General features: G+C 66.1%; 20 protein-coding genes. 17 read left to right on the top strand and 3 right to left on the bottom strand.

Annotated elements, in window-relative coordinates; translation table 11 throughout:
* Positions 1-20: 20 nt before the first annotated feature.
* The 5 genes from ilvN (at position 21) to AC07NY_RS08410 (ending at position 3700) form a co-directional block, all read left to right on the top strand.
* Positions 21-563 carry an acetolactate synthase small subunit gene (gene ilvN, locus AC07NY_RS08390; protein WP_492287195.1) on the top strand — a complete coding sequence of 181 codons (543 nt, stop codon included), beginning with the start codon at positions 21-23 and terminating at the stop codon, positions 561-563.
* A gap of 16 nt (positions 564-579) precedes the next feature.
* Entirely contained in the window at positions 580-1833 is a 1254-nt protein-coding gene (locus AC07NY_RS08395; RefSeq protein ID WP_494583187.1) for an FAD-dependent oxidoreductase, read from the top strand.
* Positions 1830-2051 (top strand): hypothetical protein, encoded by a 222-nt coding sequence (locus AC07NY_RS08400; protein WP_492287197.1) that lies wholly within the window; start codon positions 1830-1832, stop codon positions 2049-2051. The genes AC07NY_RS08395 and AC07NY_RS08400 overlap by 4 nt, the downstream gene beginning before the upstream one ends.
* A gap of 71 nt (positions 2052-2122) precedes the next feature.
* Entirely contained in the window at positions 2123-2869 is a 747-nt protein-coding gene (locus AC07NY_RS08405) for a helix-turn-helix domain-containing protein (RefSeq protein ID WP_494583189.1), read from the top strand.
* Positions 2870-2977: 108 nt separating this feature from the next.
* Positions 2978-3700 carry a haloacid dehalogenase type II gene (locus tag AC07NY_RS08410; protein ID WP_494583190.1) on the top strand — a complete coding sequence of 241 codons (723 nt, stop codon included), beginning with the start codon at positions 2978-2980 and terminating at the stop codon, positions 3698-3700.
* Positions 3701-3716: 16 nt separating this feature from the next.
* Here the strand turns inward: AC07NY_RS08410 and AC07NY_RS08415 are convergent, their stop codons facing one another.
* Complete coding sequence (locus AC07NY_RS08415) at positions 3717-4262, bottom strand: DUF924 family protein (RefSeq protein ID WP_494583191.1); 546 nt, start codon at positions 4260-4262, stop codon at positions 3717-3719.
* Positions 4263-4404: 142 nt separating this feature from the next.
* Here AC07NY_RS08415 and AC07NY_RS08420 point away from each other — a divergent pair, with 142 nt between their 5' ends.
* The 3 genes from AC07NY_RS08420 (at position 4405) to AC07NY_RS08430 (ending at position 6667) form a co-directional block, all read left to right on the top strand.
* Positions 4405-5070, top strand: coding sequence for a TetR/AcrR family transcriptional regulator C-terminal domain-containing protein (locus tag AC07NY_RS08420; protein WP_494583193.1), 666 nt, complete (start codon positions 4405-4407; stop codon positions 5068-5070).
* Positions 5071-5084: 14 nt separating this feature from the next.
* Positions 5085-6104: a ketol-acid reductoisomerase gene (gene ilvC / locus AC07NY_RS08425; RefSeq protein ID WP_100963369.1), complete on the top strand. Its 1020-nt coding sequence runs from the start codon at positions 5085-5087 to the stop codon at positions 6102-6104.
* Between the two features lie 332 nt (positions 6105-6436).
* The gene (locus AC07NY_RS08430) at positions 6437-6667 is read left to right on the top strand and encodes a hypothetical protein (RefSeq protein ID WP_492287202.1); all 231 of its coding nucleotides are present in this window, start codon (positions 6437-6439) and stop codon (positions 6665-6667) included.
* Positions 6668-6894: 227 nt separating this feature from the next.
* Here AC07NY_RS08430 and AC07NY_RS08435 read toward each other — a convergent pair whose 3' ends face one another.
* A complete protein-coding gene (locus tag AC07NY_RS08435) occupies positions 6895-7287 on the bottom strand; it encodes a ComEA family DNA-binding protein (protein WP_494583196.1) in 393 nt (130 codons plus the stop codon).
* Between the two features lie 304 nt (positions 7288-7591).
* Here AC07NY_RS08435 and AC07NY_RS08440 point away from each other — a divergent pair, with 304 nt between their 5' ends.
* The 3 genes from AC07NY_RS08440 (at position 7592) to AC07NY_RS08450 (ending at position 9072) form a co-directional block, all read left to right on the top strand.
* Positions 7592-8419: a helix-turn-helix transcriptional regulator gene (locus tag AC07NY_RS08440; RefSeq protein ID WP_494583198.1), complete on the top strand. Its 828-nt coding sequence runs from the start codon at positions 7592-7594 to the stop codon at positions 8417-8419.
* 93 nt (positions 8420-8512) lie between these two features.
* Positions 8513-8893 (top strand): DUF1127 domain-containing protein, encoded by a 381-nt coding sequence (locus tag AC07NY_RS08445; protein ID WP_494583199.1) that lies wholly within the window; start codon positions 8513-8515, stop codon positions 8891-8893.
* Positions 8894-8919: 26 nt separating this feature from the next.
* Positions 8920-9072 carry a hypothetical protein gene (locus AC07NY_RS08450; RefSeq protein WP_494583201.1) on the top strand — a complete coding sequence of 51 codons (153 nt, stop codon included), beginning with the start codon at positions 8920-8922 and terminating at the stop codon, positions 9070-9072.
* A gap of 74 nt (positions 9073-9146) precedes the next feature.
* Here the strand turns inward: AC07NY_RS08450 and AC07NY_RS08455 are convergent, their stop codons facing one another.
* On the bottom strand, positions 9147-9671 hold the full coding sequence (locus AC07NY_RS08455; RefSeq protein ID WP_494583203.1) for a DedA family protein: 525 nt from the start codon (positions 9669-9671) through the stop codon (positions 9147-9149).
* A 189-nt stretch (positions 9672-9860) separates the two neighbouring features.
* On the opposite strand from AC07NY_RS08455, the gene AC07NY_RS08460 reads away from it, so the two are divergent.
* From AC07NY_RS08460 to pdxY, 6 genes are all read left to right on the top strand, one after another.
* Complete coding sequence (locus AC07NY_RS08460) at positions 9861-10739, top strand: ABC transporter ATP-binding protein (protein WP_494583205.1); 879 nt, start codon at positions 9861-9863, stop codon at positions 10737-10739.
* Entirely contained in the window at positions 10736-11527 is a 792-nt protein-coding gene (locus AC07NY_RS08465) for an ABC transporter permease (RefSeq protein WP_336811451.1), read from the top strand. Before AC07NY_RS08460 ends, AC07NY_RS08465 begins: the two co-directional genes overlap by 4 nt.
* Positions 11528-11601: 74 nt before the next feature.
* Positions 11602-12966, top strand: coding sequence for a DUF3592 domain-containing protein (locus AC07NY_RS08470; protein ID WP_494583207.1), 1365 nt, complete (start codon positions 11602-11604; stop codon positions 12964-12966).
* Positions 12967-13073: 107 nt separating this feature from the next.
* Positions 13074-14093, top strand: a complete 1020-nt coding sequence (locus tag AC07NY_RS08475; RefSeq protein ID WP_494583209.1) for an ABC transporter substrate-binding protein — start codon at positions 13074-13076, stop codon at positions 14091-14093.
* Between the two features lie 89 nt (positions 14094-14182).
* Positions 14183-15262, top strand: a complete 1080-nt coding sequence (locus AC07NY_RS08480) for a sensor histidine kinase (RefSeq protein WP_494583211.1) — start codon at positions 14183-14185, stop codon at positions 15260-15262.
* A gap of 104 nt (positions 15263-15366) precedes the next feature.
* Positions 15367-16215 carry a pyridoxal kinase PdxY gene (gene pdxY, locus AC07NY_RS08485; protein WP_494583213.1) on the top strand — a complete coding sequence of 283 codons (849 nt, stop codon included), beginning with the start codon at positions 15367-15369 and terminating at the stop codon, positions 16213-16215.
* Positions 16216-16222 lie beyond the last annotated feature (7 nt).

The raw sequence follows: 16222 nt of genomic DNA on the forward strand, positions 1-16222 counted from the left end.
ACCCGCCTCACAGGTCCGTCATGTCGAAGCCCGCCACCCACTACCCGAATGCTCCGAAGGCCCAGCCGACCGCGCGCCATACGCTGGCGGTGATCGTCGACAACGAACCGGGCGTTCTTGCCCGCATCGCCGGGCTGTTCTCGGGCCGCGGCTACAATATCGAGAGCCTCACCGTCTCCGAGACCGAGCATGAGAAGCATCTCTCGCGCATCACGGTGGTGACCTCCGGCACGGCCAATGTCATCGACCAGATCAAGGCGCATCTCGACCGGCTGGTGCCGGTGCATCGCGTCGTCGACCTGACCGAGCAGGGCGAGGCGATCGAGCGCGAGCTCGCGCTGGTCAAGGTCGTCGGCAAGGGCGATCACCGCGTCGAGGCGATGCGCCTCGCCTCGGCCTTCGGGGCGCGCGTGCTCGATGCCTCGCTGACCTCCTTCGTTTTCGAACTGACCGGAGCGACCGAGGAGATCGAGCGCTTCATCAAGACGATGACGGCGGTCGGCCTGACCGAAGTTTCGCGCACCGGCATCGCCGCGATGAGCCGCGGCCCGGAATCGATGTGACCACCGGCTGCTGCCGGTGACGCGCCGCTACGAGATCGCGATTGCCGGTTGCGGGCCGGCAGGGCTCTCGGCTGCGCTCCTGCTGGAGCGCGCCGGGCATCGCGTGACGCTGGTCGAGCGCTTCGCGACGCCGCAGCCGCTCGGGTCCGGCCTGATCCTGCAGCCGACCGGGCTCGCCGTTTTGCGCGAACTCGGCCTTGCCGATGCGCTGATCGCGCGCGGCAGCAGGCTCGACCGGCTCTATGGGCTCGGCGCGGCCACAGGTTCCGTCGTGCTCGATGTGCGCTACGCGGCGCTCGGCCCCGACGCCTTCGGCCTCGGCATTCATCGCGGCAGCCTGTTCGAGGCGCTGTTCGCAGCCGTGTCGGCGCGCGGGATCGCGGTGGAGACCGGCTGCGAGATCACGGATGTCGAGAGCGGCAGCGGCGGCAATGTCTCGCTCGTCCTGGATAACGGGCGGAAGCTCGGGCCCTTCGACCTCGTGATCGATGCCACGGGCGCGCGCTCGCCCCTGATCGGCCGGGCCTTGCGGCCGGTGCGGCAGCGCCCGCTGGCTTATGGCGCGATCTGGGCCAATGCGCCATTGGCGGCGGGGTTCGATCCGCATGCGCTGGAGCAGCGCTATCATCGGGCGAGCGTGATGGTCGGCGTGCTGCCGATCGGCCGGCAGCATGACAACGAGACGCTGCTCGCTTCCTTCTTCTGGAGCCTGAAGCCGGCCGAGCATGCGCAATGGCAGGCGCGCGGTCTGGATGCGTGGAAGGTGGACGTGCTCCGTCACTGGCCGCAGACAGCGCCGATGCTTGAGAGCATCGCCGCGCCCGAACAATTGCTGCTGGCTTCCTATCGGCACCACACCTTGCCGGTCCCGGCCGGGCGCGGGCTCGCCTTCATCGGGGATGCCGCCCATTCGACCAGCCCGCAGCTCGGGCAGGGCGCCAATATGGGTTTGCTCGATGCCTATGCGCTGGCGATGGCGGTGAACGAGGCTGCGGATATCGCCGACGCGTTGGAGCGTTATGCGCAGCTACGGCGATTCCATGTCCGGCTCTATCAGGCGGCGAGCCGCCTGTTCACGCCGTTCTACCAATCCGACAGCCGGTTGCTGCCGCTGCTGCGTGACCGGCTCGTGCCGCCTTTGGCGCGTCTGCCAGGCATCGACAGGCAACTGGCCCTGCTCGTCGCGGGGCTGTATGGCGATCCCCTACAGACCCTGAAACTGGGACCGGCCTTCCCGGCGAAGCCAGCATTTGCGAGCGTAAGGGCATGACGACACCGAGCCTCGAACATATCGCGCTTTTCCTCGGCATTGCCGGTTTGGCCTGCTTCGCCTGGCCGATCATGATGCGGCTTTCCGGCAAGGGGCAGGTCGAGCCGCTCGGCAGCGGCAAGAGCCTGCGCTCGCCACTGTGGTGGGCCGGGTTCCTTTTGACGATCGCGGCGATCTTCCTGCAGCGCATCGCGAGCCAGCAGGTCGCGGGCGGCTGACCCGCCGCCTGAATCATGCCGCCTTGCCTCGCGAGGCATGGGCGCGCATGACTTGGTGAGGAGGGCGGCCGATGTCGATCCAGCTTGAGGTCCGCAGCTATCGCGGTGGCGATCGGCATCATCACAATTTCAGCCAGATCCTGTTGCCGATGCAGGGCGCCATGCGGCTGGATGTCGAAGGACGCCGGGGCGTCGTCTCCCATAACTGTGTCGCCCTGATCCCACGGCATTGCGAGCACGGCTTCGAGCCGAGTAGCGATTGCAGCATGTTCATCCTCGATGTCGACGTGGCGGGCCTTGGTAGCGAGGCGCAGCCGGCCTTGCTCAACAGCGCGGAGCCTTCGCTCCTGCCGATCGCGCCCTGGCTGTGGCGGATGTTCCGCCAGCTCGGAGCCGAGGTTGAAACCGGGGCCTGCCCGAGCGGGGCCGCCGCGCGCATGGCGATGACGGCGCTGCATCTGGTCGAGCCGGGCGAGCGGCCGCAGCCCTGGTCGCGCGCGGAGCGGCGCGTGCTGGATGTGGCCGAAGCGGGGCAGGTCACAGGCGTCGCGCAGATGGCCCGGATGGCCGGGCTTGGGCAGAGCCAGTTCCACGCGCTGTTCAGGGCGACCATGGGCCGCTCGCCCAAGCAGTTGCAGCTTCAGCGCCTGTTCGAGCGCGCCGCCGAGAGGCTGGCGACGACGGCCGCGCCGGTTTCGGAGATCGCTTATGATCTAGGCTACCAGAACGCCGCATCCTTCAACCGGCAGTTCAAGCGCCGCTTCGGCCTGACGCCGAGCGATTTCCGCGCCGCGAACCGTAATCCGGCAGGGGCCTGACCCGGCATCGCAGTTTCGGTCAAGCCGTTCGGAGCTTCGCCTCATCACGGCAGCGCCGGTGTTGGCTAGCTTGAGCGCTCGCGATGACCACTTGAGGAGCGCCCGGCCATGAAGCTGACCGATTTCAAAGTCCTGACATTCGATTGCTACGGCACCCTGATCGACTGGGAGACCGGCATCTGGAACGCCTTGCAGCCGCTGTTGAGCGCTGGCGGGATCGCGCTGGAGCGGGAGGACGCGCTCGCCCGTTTCGCCCGCTATGAGACCGAGCAGGAGGAGGCGACGCCCTCCCTGCGCTATCCGACGCTGCTGGCCGCGGTGCATGCCCGCTTCGCCCGGGATTTAGGCGTGCGCATCCATGCCGATCTCAACGAGCGTTTCGGCGCCTCGGTGCCGGACTGGCCGGCCTTTCCCGATTCAGCCGAGGCGCTCGCCTATCTCAAGCGGCACTACAAGCTCGTGATCCTGTCCAATGTCGACCGCCAGAGCTTCGCCGCCAGCAACCGGAAGCTCGGCGTGACTTTCGACGGCATCTACACCGCCGAGGATATCGGCTCCTACAAGCCCGATCCGCGCAACTTCGCCTTCCTGCTGGAGCATCTCGCGGCCGATCTCGGGCTCGCCGCGCATGAGGTGCTGCATACCGCGCAGAGCCTGTTCCACGACCATGTGCCGGCACAGAAGGCCGGGCTGGCGCGAGCCTGGATCGACCGGCGCTTCGACAAGGCGGGAAGCGGCGCGACGCAGGTCCCCGAGAAGCGGCCGAGCGTCGATTTCCACTTCAAGAGCCTCGCCGACATGGCGCAGGCGCATCGGGAGGTGACGGCCTGACGGCCGTCGCGATCCTTCAGCCGCTGAAGCCGCCTTCGTCGAGGAAGGCCTTTTCCTGCGCTGTGGTCTTGCGGCCGAGAACCGGGTTGCGGTGCGGGAAGCGGCCAAAATCGCGGATGATGTCGCGGTGGATCTCGGCATATTTCACGCCGTCCGCGTCATCGGCGGCGGCGCAGAGTTCGATGCAACGCTCCTGATCGGCGAGCCCTTCCGAGTGCATGAAGGGCATGTAGAAGAAGCGCTTCTCCGGCGGCCGGTAGGTCTCGTCGAACCCTCTCGCGATCGCGCGCTCGGCGATCTCGACCGCTTGCGCGTCGGTGGCGAAGGCGCGCGGGCTGCCGCGAAACATGTTGCGCGGGAACTGGTCGAGCAGGATCAGCAGCGCATAGACGCCTTCCGGGGTATCCTCCCAATCAGCGAGTTGTCCGGCTGCTGCGGCCTCATGGGCCGGGAGGAAGCGCCTGATGATCTCGGCATCGAAAGCCTCGTCCTTGGCGAACCATTTCTCCGGGCCGGCCTCGCGCCAGAAGCTGACGACGGCATGGGCGCTGGGCAGGGTCATGAAGGGCTCCGTTCCTCGATATCCGATCGCCCAGAGATAATTCTTCTTCGGCCATGCGCCAGTTGCGAATAACGCTTGCGGGCTGCCCGTCGCTGCGATAGATGCCTGAACCGTAACGTACGGTACTGGATTTCTTCCGCCCATGACGCAAGGCTCCGCAGAGACGCAAGGCGAGGCGCTGACAGCGCGCCAGCAGGCCGTGCTCGATGCCGTGCTGAGCCTGATGGTCGAGAAGGGTAGTGGTCTCACCATGACCGCGGTGGCGCGGCGCGCGAGCTGCTCCAAGGAGACGCTCTACAAGTGGTTCGGCGACCGCGACGGTTTGCTCACCGCGACCGTGCAATGGCAGGCCTCGAAGGTGAGGGCGGGCAATTTCGACCGGCAGAATCTCGATGCCGGCGCGCTGCGCGAGAGCCTGAAGGGTTTTGCTGCAAACTGGCTGGAGGTGATCACCTCGCCGACCTCGATCGCGCTCAACCGTATCGGCATCAGCCAGGCGGCCTCGCGCGACGGCAATCTCGGCTCGATCGTGCTGGCCAATGGCCGCTTCGCCATCGGTGAGCGCCTGAAGCCGGTGCTCGATGCCGGGCGCGAGGCGGGTCTGCTCGCCTTCGACGATACCGAGACGGCCTTCCGCACCTTCTTCGGCCTCGCCGGCCGCGACGTCCAGATCCGGCTCCTGCTCGGCGACACGCTGACGCTGAGCCGGGCCGAGATCGCCACGGACGCCGAGCGGGCGACCGAGCAGTTTCTCACCCTCTACGGCGCGGGGCTGAAGGCCTCGGGCCGGGACAAGTCCAACGCGTGACAAAGGAGACACCCATGCGCGTTTATTACGATCGTGATGCCGACATCAACCTGATCAAGGGCAAGAAGGTCTGCATCGTCGGCTACGGCTCGCAGGGCCACGCCCACGCGCTGAACCTGCGCGATTCCGGCGTCAAGGACGTCATCATTGCGCTCAAGGCAGGTTCGGCGACGCGCAAGAAGGCCGAAGAGGCCGGCTTCAAGGTGATGACCCCGTCGGAGGCCGCCAAGGTCTCGGACATCATGATGATGCTGACCCCGGACGAGCTGCAGGGCGACATCTATCGCGACGAGCTGCATGCCAACATGAAGGAAGGCGCCGCGCTGCTCTTCGCGCACGGCCTCAACGTTCATTTCAACCTGATCGAGCCGCGCAAGGACCTCGACGTGCTGATGGTCGCCCCGAAGGGCCCCGGCCACACCGTCCGCTCCGAGTATCAGCGCGGCGGCGGCGTGCCGACGCTGATCGCGATCCATCAGGACGCGACCGGCAACGCCCATGACCTCGGCCTGTCCTACGCCTCGGCCAATGGCGGCGGCCGCGCCGGCATCATCGAGACCACCTTCAAGGAAGAGTGCGAGACCGATCTCTTCGGCGAGCAGGTCGTGCTCTGCGGCGGCCTGGTCGAGCTGATCAAGGCCGGCTACGAGACGCTGACCGAGGCGGGCTATGCCCCCGAGATGGCCTATTTCGAGTGCCTCCACGAGGTGAAGCTGATCGTGGACCTGATCTACGAAGGCGGCATCGCCAACATGAACTACTCGATCTCGAACACGGCCGAGTACGGCGAGTACGTCACCGGCCCGCGGATCATCACCGCCGAGACCAAGGCCGAGATGAAGCGCGTCCTGACCGACATCCAGTCGGGCAAGTTCACCCGCGACTGGATGCTCGAGAACAAGGTCAACCAGACCTCGTTCAAGGCGACCCGCGCCCGCTACGCCGCCCATCCGATCGAGGAAGTCGGCGCCAAGCTCCGCGACATGATGCCGTGGATCAAGGCCAAGGCTCTGGTCGACAAGACCAAGAACTGAGTTCTTCCAAGCTCCGTCATGCTCGGGCTTGACCCGAGCATCTCAGGACGGAGAGGCGCTCTTTCCGGTTGGAGATTCTCGGGTCGCTGCCGTGCAGCGCCCGAGAATGACGGGAGGGGAAGCCGCTTCCCAGATTGATTCAAGATGTTCCGGACCTGATTCCAGAATATCCTGCAGTCGATTGATATAATTTGATTTTCCTGTTTGCGGGCGGTGGCCGAGAGGCTGCCGCCCGCTTTCGTTGCGGCGCCGGCTGGAACCCTCCGCGCGCCCGGGCGTTTTCCTTGCGGTGCATGGCCGGAAAGGCCTGCGACAGACCAAGGGAGACGGTCATGACGGTCGATACGCGACCCAGAGTGCCGGTTCAGGACCCCGAGCAATTGCGCGGCGGCGATCCGATTCCGCCGATGCGGGCCGATGATCACAGCGATGCCGATCCGGCGGTGGAAACACCTGTCGAGGCGCGGCAGGGCTTTCTCGACCGGCCGGTCCTGATGGTCCTGATCGGAGGGCTCGTCATGGTGACGATCGCCTGGATCGTGATCGAGGCGACCATCTACTGAACGTGAGTTTTGCGAAGCCGTTCGTGTTTGCCCGCCACAGGGGAGGCCGTGATGGAACTCTTACGCATTCTTGAAACGCCGGTCGGCATCCGCGTCGTGATGGCGCTGTCGCTGGCGATGATGCTGGCTGTGGTCCTCGGCCTGGCCTGAGGCACCGCATTGAAAGATGAAACCGGAGGAAGCCTCCGGCGCTTGGCGCCGGAGGCTTTTTTACAGGCGGGGACCGATCAGAAGGTGACCTTGTCCTTGATCTCGGCCTCGACATTCGAGGGCAGGGTGCCGCGCTTCACGAGGTCGGCGAAATCCTTGAACTTCGCCTTGCCGCGCTCCTCGATGATCTTCTTGGAGCGGGCCTCGCCGATGCCCTTGAGCGTGTCGAGCTCGGCTGCGGTCGCGGTATTGATGTTGATCTTCTTGGCCTGGGCCGCTGCGGGCGTGGCGGCAGCCGGGGTTGCGGGCTTCGCGGCGGGTGCGGCTTGCGCTGCCGGGGCGGCGGGCACTGTCACGGGCGCGGCCGGCTTGGCCGGGGTGGCGGGAGCCTGCGTCGCGGTCTGGGCGAAGGCCTGGCCGCCCATGGCGGCAAGCGCGACGAGGGGGATCAGGAAACGTGACATCGTCATGACTGGGACCTCGCGGGTCGGCCCGGATCATCGCATCCGCCGGGGGCCGGGTCCCTCCGTCGGACGACGCTGGCGGCACGGGGCCGTTCAGCGTGTCGCGCCGGGCTTCACCGTTGGGGTGTGCCGCGATGCGACGACATGAAGAAGCGCCTTTCGGTTTGAACGATTTCCGAATGCGGCGTTCACCGGCCAGTCAGGTTTCCGGCGGCCTCAGGCCAAGCCTTTCAGCGCTGCTGACAATCATCGCCTTTCGATTGTCGTAAGGGCTTTACCTGTCGCGAGGCGAGGCTCCGGGGAGACGGCCATGGCGGAATTCTCGATCAGCAATCTTCTCGACAGCAAGATCGCCGTCGTTCGGGATGTGGTCTGCTCTGGCGAGTGTCGGCATCGCAGCGACGAGGAGTGCACGCACAGGACGCATCTGGTCTTTCCGTATCGCGGTCTGTTCGTCCGCCATGTCGGCCGCGAGGATGTGGTCGCGGAGAGCAATCAGCTGCTCTGTTTCAATCCCTACGAGGGCTATCAGGTCAGCCACCCCGTGGCCGGCGGCGACGCCTGTCTCGATCTGCAGCTGGACGAGGCTGTCCTGCACGAGCTGGTGCCGGCCGAATTGCTCCAGCGGGGCACGAACGCCCTCGCGATGCAGCGGCGACGGATCGATCCGCGCGCCCAGGCTCTCGTCGCGCTGCTGCGGCACAGCCTGCATCGCGGCGTGGCCGAAACGCTCGAGGCCGAAACTCTTGTCCTCACGCTCGTGCGACGAGTCTTCGGCGAAAGGACCTCACACGGCGTGAGCGGCTCTGCGGGGCGGCGCAAGCTCGTCGACCGTGCGAAGCTGGTGATTGCGAGCGATCTCGCCCGACGCTGGACGCTCGCGGAGATCGCCGACGAGGTCGGCGTTTCGCCGGTCTATCTGACGCAGGTCTTCAGCCAGGTCGAGGGGATGCCACTCTATCGCTATCAGTTGCGCCTGCGGCTCGGCCGCGCGCTCGATCTGCTGGGCGCGTGCGACGACCTCACCCAGCTCGGGCTGGAGCTGGGCTTTTCCAGCCACAGCCATTTCAGCGCCACCTTCCGTCAGGCCTACGGCCGCAGCCCGGCAGAGTTCCAGCGATCGCTGCATCTCCGCTGACATCAGCTGTCACAGGTCGCGAAAGATTCCGACAGCAGCTGTCAGTCCCCTGGTGTTTCCTCAGGTCATCGCTTCTGACCAGGGAGACACATCGTGATCAGCTTCATCATCGGGGCGGCCAAGCCTGCCGCCACTGCATTTCTGGCTCTGGGCAGGCTCGTCGGCGGCATTGAAAGCTGGCTGCAGGCCCGCCGCGATTTCAGCAGGCTTTGTGAATTGAGCGAGCACGATCTGCGCGATCTCGGCTTGCGCGGCAGCGACCTGCGCGATGCTTCGGCCGCTCGCTATTTCGGCGATCCGACCGCGATCATCGCGCTGCGGGCCGAGGAGCGGCGCGGATTGGCGGGCGGAGAGCGCGTCGAGGACATCCTGCGCGGCCTCAGCGCAGGCAGCCCGAGCCGCCCCGAGCGGATCGCTAAAGAATCCGACAGCGGCGCCTTTCGCGGCGTGGTCTGTCTCGGGGCGGCCGATTGACCGGCCCGGATCAAGGAGACCAAGCCATGAGCGGAACCTGTGCAGCCTGTGATTGCGAACTCGACGAGAACACGGTCCAGGTGACGATCGGCGGCAATACCGTCGAGGTCTGTTGCGACGACTGCGCCCAGGCGCTGCGTGAGGCCGAGGCGGCCTCGGCGCAAAGTAGCGCAGGCTGAGCGACCAGCCGATGCCGGCCGCGTCATGCGGCCGGCATTTTACTTTGCCGAAGCGCCCCGACCTCGGTGGTCGCTCAGCGTGCGAGGAATTCGCTGAAGCGGCCGACCGCATAGAGCAGGCCGAAGCCCCAGGCGAAGGAGGCCAGCCAGTTGGCGAGCTGGAAGGCCCAGAACGGCATCGCGACGATGCCGGCGACGATGGCGATGACGGCACGCAGCGGCCCGAAGAAATGGCCGATCAGGATGCTGGCGATGCCCCATTTCTCGAAGAAGGCATGGCCGCGATCGAGCAATTGCGGATTGTTCCGGAACGGCCAGTAATCGTGGACGCGGGGGCCCAGATGGACGCCCGCGACATAGGATACCCAGAAGCCGCTGCCTGCGCCGAGCGAGGCCGCCAGAGCGAGCGGCACGAGATTGAGGCCGGAAGCGCCGGCGACGGCGCCGAATGTGGTGAAGAACACGGTCGCTGGCACCAGCCAGGAGAGAATCGCGACGCATTCGGCGAAGGCGACCGCGAAGACGATCGGGATCGCCCATTGCTGATGGGTTTGCATGAAGTCGACGAGCGCCTTCATGGCTTGTTCCAGTTCGGCCATGGCGTTCGGCTCGGCTCCAGCGGGGTCGGGTCGGTCCCGCCATATGGCCGTGTCGATGGAGCGATGCAAGCGACGGGCCGCCGCAGGGCGGGGCGTTGCCTTCCCCGGATGATCGCCTATTAATTCCGGCAACGTGAAAAAAGCTGACGGCCAGGCACCAGCCTTGAGCCCGACGGGGAAACGGATTTCATGGAGTTGCAGGATCGCCCGCAGGCGCATGCGGGCACGGGGGCGGTTTCGTCTGATAATCCGGCGGTGGCGCTCGGCGGCATCGACATCACCTTCCATCTCGCCGATGGCGGCCGCTATCAGGCGGTGAAAGGCATCGACCTCAAGGTCCATCCGGGCGAGTTCGTCTCGATCGTCGGGCCTACCGGCTGCGGCAAGTCCACGCTGCTGAATGCGGCGGCAGGCCTGCTCACGCCTTCGGCCGGCACGGTCGGCATCTTCGGCAAGCCGCTCTCGGGGCTGAACCGGCGCGCCGGCTATCTCTTCCAGCAGGATGCGCTGATGCCGTGGAAGACGGCGCTGGAGAACGTCAAGGTCGCGCTGGAGCCGATGGGCGTGCCAAGCCACGAGGCCGACCAGCGGGCGCGCGAATGGCTCGGCCGCGTCGGCTTGCGCACCTTCGTCGACCGCTATCCGCATATGCTCTCGGGCGGGCAGCGCAAGCGCGTCAGCCTCGCGCAGATGCTGATCCGCAATCCCGAGATCCTGCTGATGGACGAGCCCTTCGGGCCGCTCGACGCGCAGACCCGGCAGATCATGGGCAATCTCCTGCTCGATCTCTGGTCGCGCGACCGCAAGGCGCTGATGTTCGTGACCCATGATCTCGAGGAGGCGATCGCGCTCTCGGACCGGGTCGTGGTCATGTCGGCGGGGCCGGCGGCGGGGATCGTCGCCGATTACAAGGTCGACCTGCCGCGCCCGCGCGACATCGCCGATATCCGGCTGGAGAAGGCCTTCCACGAAATCCATCGCGACATCTGGGCCTCGCTGCGCGTCGAGGTCCAGAAGGCCTATGCGATGGGCGAGGGGCGCGAGCTCGTCGGGGGAGACGCGTCATGAAGCGCGTGAAGCTTCTTTCGCTCCAGATCCTGGTGATGCTGGCCTTTCTGCTGGTCTGGCATGTCGTGACGACCACGAGCCTGTTCGGCGACGTCAAGACGATGCAGTTCTTCTTCTCGACGCCGGTCGCGGTGCTGACGCGCACCTTCAAGCAGCTGACCAGTGCCGATATCTACTGGCATCTCGGCATTACGCTGACCGAGACGGTGCTGGCCTTCGTCATCGGCTCGCTCGCCGGCATCCTGTTCGGCTTCGCCTTCGCGCGGCGCGAACTGCTCTCGGCGGTGTTCGACCCCTATATCAAGGCGGCGAACGCCCTGCCGCGCGTCGTGCTGGCGCCGATCTTCGCGCTCTGGTTCGGCTTGGGCATCTGGTCGAAGGTGGCGCTCGGTTTCACGCTCGTCTTCTTCATCGTCTTCTTCAACGTCTACCAGGGCGTGCGCGAGGTTTCGCCGACGATCCTGGCCAATGCCCGCATGCTCGGCATGAACGAGCGCCAGCTCTTCAAGCATGTCTATTGGCCGTCCGCGCTGACCTGGATGTTCTCCTCGTTGCACACCTCGGTCGGCTTCGCGCTGGTCGGTGCTGTCGTCGGCGAATATCTCGGGTCCTCGGCCGGGCTCGGCTACAAGATCCATGAGGCCGAGAGCGTGTTCGACGTCACCGGCGTGTTCTCGGGCATGCTGATCCTGGCGATCTTCGTCATTGCGATCGACTCGCTGGTGACGTTGATCGAGAAGCGGCTCTTGGTCTGGCGACCCGGACAGAGTTCGACGACGACGACCTAACGTCATCTCCGCTTGCTAGCGGGGCCGGGCAGGATCATGCTCCGCCCCGCGATCAAGCGTGGCGGGGGCGGGTCATGGAACTCGACGTCAATGACCGCATCATCGAATCTCCCAAGCCGGCGGATGTCATCGCGGCGGTCGATGGCTGTCGCGGCGAGGCCGGCTGGTTCGTCAATCTTGCGGATGATGACGGGGATATCGAAGCCTTCGCCAAGGGCAAGGGGCGGTTCCGCCTGACCTATCACGACGGCGAGAACCGTTTCGAGGCTGACGACACTGTCGATGCGGCGGTGCTGAAGGCGGTTCTGCTGGCTTATCTGCGCGGCGAGACCGGTTGGCGCGAAGAGCGTGCCTGGCAGCGCAAGGCGTCCGGCAAGCAGGCGGCCGAGGCGCGGGGCGAGCCGCCGGTCTGGGCGATCATCGCGGTCATCGCCTCGATCGCGCTCCTTTTCATCATCTCCGAATTGCCGGATAGCTGGAAGGAGCGCCTGCCTTTCGCGAACTCGACCTTCGGCGTCGTCGCGCTGATCTTCCTGCCGATGGCAGTGATGCTGATCGCGCTGATCGTCAACGGCTTCCTCAAGGTGCGGCAGGCGAAGGGCTGGGCGCAGGTGCAGGGCCGGATCACCCGCTCGCGCATGGCGAGCCGCAGCCCGCCGGCCGGCAGCACCATCGGTACGACCGAGAACGTGCCGGATGTCGCCTATAGTTTCTCGGTGCGGGGCCGGAACTATCAGGGCACGCGCGTCAGCCTTGGCAATATCAGCGGCCCTTTCGCCGACGAGGCGCTGAAGCGCTACCCGGTCGGGGCGACGGTGACGGTCTATTACGACCCCGCCGATCCCGACAGCAACGTGCTGGAGCGCGACGCGCCGAAGGGCATCGTCAAGGGTTGCGGCGGGGTGCTGGCGTTCTTCGGGGTGATCGCCGCCGGTATCTACTGGGCCTTTGCGTTCGGGCCGGCCGCCCTGCGGTCGGTTGCGCCGGATGCGGATGTGACGGTCACGCTGTTCGCAGCGGGCATCGGCCTTGCGGCGCTCGCTTTCTTCCTGGCCTATCGGCGCCGCCTCAAGCGCGCCAATGCCTGGCCGGTGGTCCCGGGCGAGATCGTCGAGAGCCGGGTCGAGGAGCGCGGTTCGCTGGATTCCGGCCCGACGCGCCGCACCTATGTGCCGATCGTGGAGTATCGCTACGAGGTAGCTGGCCAAAGCTATGCCAGCCGGCAGGTCGCGGTCGGGCTGGTCGTGTCCGGCTCCCGCGCCATCGCGGACAGGGTGGTCGGGCGCTATCCGGTCGGGGCGAAGGTCGAGGTGCATTACGACCCTGCCAACCCTTCCGAGGCGGCGCTGGAGAATCCGACGCGCGCGAGCTGGGCCCTGCTGGGGATCGCCGCAGCCTGTTTCGCGGTCGCGCTCTATACCAGCCGCATCCTGCACTGAGACGCCCGGCCCATACGCAAGGCGGGGTTGGCGGGTCGCGGGCTACTCACTACAACTGCCTGCAAGAAGGCTTTCAGAACAAAGCAATCCGCAGGGAAGGAACCCCGATGAACCGCAGACACCTGATGCTGGCGGCCGGCCTCGCGCTGGCGGCTTTGACCGCCCCGGCCTTCGCCCAGAATGCCGAGAAGCCGAAGCTCACGCTCGGCGTCGGCGGCAAGCAGTTGCTCTATTACCTCCCGCTCACGGTCGCGGAGAAGAAGGGCTTCTTCAAGGAGCAGGGGCTGGACGTCGAGATCAACGATTTCGGCGGTGGCGCCAAGTCACTGCAGGCGCTGGTCGGCGGCTCGGTCGATGTCGTGACCGGTGCCTATGAGCACACCATTCGCATGCAGGCGAAGGGCCAGGACATCCGCGCCGTGATCGAACTCGGGCGCTTCCCGGCGATCACCATCGCCGTGCGCAAGGACCTCGCCGACAAGGTGAAGTCCGCGGCGGACTTCAAGGGCCTCAAGATCGGCGTCACGGCTCCCGGCTCCTCGACGGCGCTGACGGCGCAATACGCCATGGTCAAGGCGGGGCTGAAGGCCACGGATGCCGCGATCATCGGTGTCGGCGCCGGTGCGAGCGCGATCGCGGCGATCAAGCAGAAGCAGATCGACGTGATCTCGCATCTCGATCCCGTCACCTCGAAGCTCGAGGCCGATGGCGACATCGTCTCGCTGATCGACACCCGCACCGAGGCCGGCACCAAGGGCCTGTTCGGCGGCTCGAACCCGGCGGCCGTGCTCTATCTCAAGAACGACTTCGCCGAGAAGAACCCGGTCACGACCCAGAAGCTGGTCAATGCCCTGATGAAGTCGCTGAAGTGGTTGGAGACGGCGAAGCCCGAGGATGTCGCGGCGCTGGTGCCGGAAGAGTACCTGCTCGGCGACAAGCCGCTCTATCTCCAGGCGGTCAAGAACTCGCAGGAGAGCTATTCGCGCACCGGCATCTCGACCCCGGATGCGATGAAGAGCATGTACGACTCGCTCAAGCTGCTCGACCCCGAGCTGACCAACTCGAATGTCGACCTGTCGAAGACCTTCCTCGACGGTTTCGCCAAGAAGGCTGCCTCCGGCTCCTGATTGTGGGCGCGAATGCGGCGCCTGTCTTTTGACGTCGCGCCCGTTCTGCGTTCCGTGCATGCTGCGCCGATTCGCGCTGGGGAAAATACGTGAGCGGCGAAGACGCCTTTCTGGATGGTGGCGGCGACATGGCCGCTGCCATCCGTGATCATGACTGGAGCGCGACGTCGCTGGGGCCGATCGCCGGCTGGCCCGCCGCGCTGAAGATCGCCGTCGGCATGATGGTCAATTCGCGCTTTCCCAAATGCATCGTCTGGGGCGCGGACCTGATTACGATCCATAACGATGCCTTCCGACCGATCCTCGGCGACAAGCCTTGTGCGCTCGGCCGTTCGTTCCGCGACGTCTGGGCCGAGGTCTGGGACGATATCGGCCCGCTGGTCGACAACGCCTTCGCGGGCGAGGCGATCTTCATCGAGGATTTTCCGCTCACCATCGACCGCTACGGCCATCCGGAAGAGACCTGGTTCACGTTCTGCTACAGCCCGATCCGCGACGAGACCGGCCGCGTGCTCGGCGTGATCGACACGGTGATGGAGACGACCGGCAAGATGCAGGCCGAGCGCAACGGCCGCCTGCTCAATGCCGAACTCGCGCACCGCATGAAGAACACGCTGGCGATGATCGCTGCGATCGCCAGCCAGACCTTCCGTTCGGCCGAGACGCTGGAGGAGGCGCAGTCCATCCTCAGCGACCGTATCGCGACGCTCGGCGAGGCGCACAGCATCCTGACCCGGTCGAGCTGGAGCAGCGCGCCGATCCGCGCCGTGATCGACGGCGCGCTGGCGCCGCATCGCTCGGATATCGGCACGATCCGGGTCGAAGGGCCGCCGCTGCAATTGACGGCCGACCAGGCGATGACGCTGGCGCTCGCCGCCAACGAACTGGCGACCAATGCGGTGAAGTATGGTGCGCTTTCGGTCGAGACCGGCGAGGTCTCGATCCGCTGGAGTGTCGGCCGGCCCCAGAGCGAGGATGCGTTCCGCTTCGAGTGGATCGAGAGCGGCGGGCCGCCTGTCGCCAAGCCGCGGCGGCAGGGTTTTGGCTCGCGGCTGGTCGAGCGCGTCATGGCGCAGAAATTCCAGGGTGAGGTCGAATTGGACTACCGGCCCGAGGGCCTGCGCTATGTCCTGACCACGACGATGGCCAATGTCGCGCCGCGGGAATAGCCGCCGCGCGTTAGCGATAGGTCGCTTCACCGCTTTCGATTTGCGCCCCGCGCGGGAGCCGTTAGGTTCGCGGTCCCACCGCGAACGGGGTATCGCTTCGGACCATGAATATTCTCTCGATCCAGTCTCATGTCGCCTATGGCCATGTGGGCAATGCCTCCGCGACCTTTCCGATGCAGCGGCTCGGTGTCGATGTCTGGCCGATCCATACGGTGCAGTTCTCGAACCATACGGGCTATGGCAGCTGGAAGGGCCGCGTCTTCGACGGCGGCATGATCGACGAGGTGATGGACGGCATCGCCGAGCGCGGCGTGCTCGGGAGCTGCGACGGCGTCATCTCCGGCTATATGGGCTCGGCCGATATCGGCCATGCCATCCTCTCGGCGGTGGAGCGGGTGCGCGCCGCCAATCCGAAGGCGCTGTATTGCTGCGATCCCGTCATCGGCGATGTCGGCCGCGGCGTCTTCGTGCGGCCGGGCATCCCTGAATTCATGCGCGAGCAGGCCGTGCCGGCCGCCGATATCGTGACGCCGAACCAGTTCGAGCTAGAATTGCTGACCGATGTCGAGATCAAGACCCTCGCCGATGCGCATCGGGCGGTCGAGGCGCTGCGCGATGCCGGCCCGAAGGTCGTGATGGTGACCTCGCTTGAGACCGAGGAGACGCCGGGCGACTCGATCGACCTGATGGCGGCCGATGCCAAGGGCAGCTGGCGGGTGCGCACGCCCAAGCTCGATGTCAGTGTCAACGGCGCGGGTGATGCGATCGCGGCCCTGTTCTTCACCCATTACCTGCGCGAGGAATCGGCGTCGGCTGCGCTGTCGAAGGCGGCCTCCTCGATCTACGGTTTGCTGAAGCGGACGAAGGAGGCGGGGTCGCGCGAGATCCTGACGGTGGCGGCGCAGGACGAGTTCGTCACGCCCTCGCAGGTCTTCGCGCCGGAAGCGATCTGAGCGTCCG

This window comes from Allobosea sp. GW821-FHT09G06, assembly GCF_059416005.1.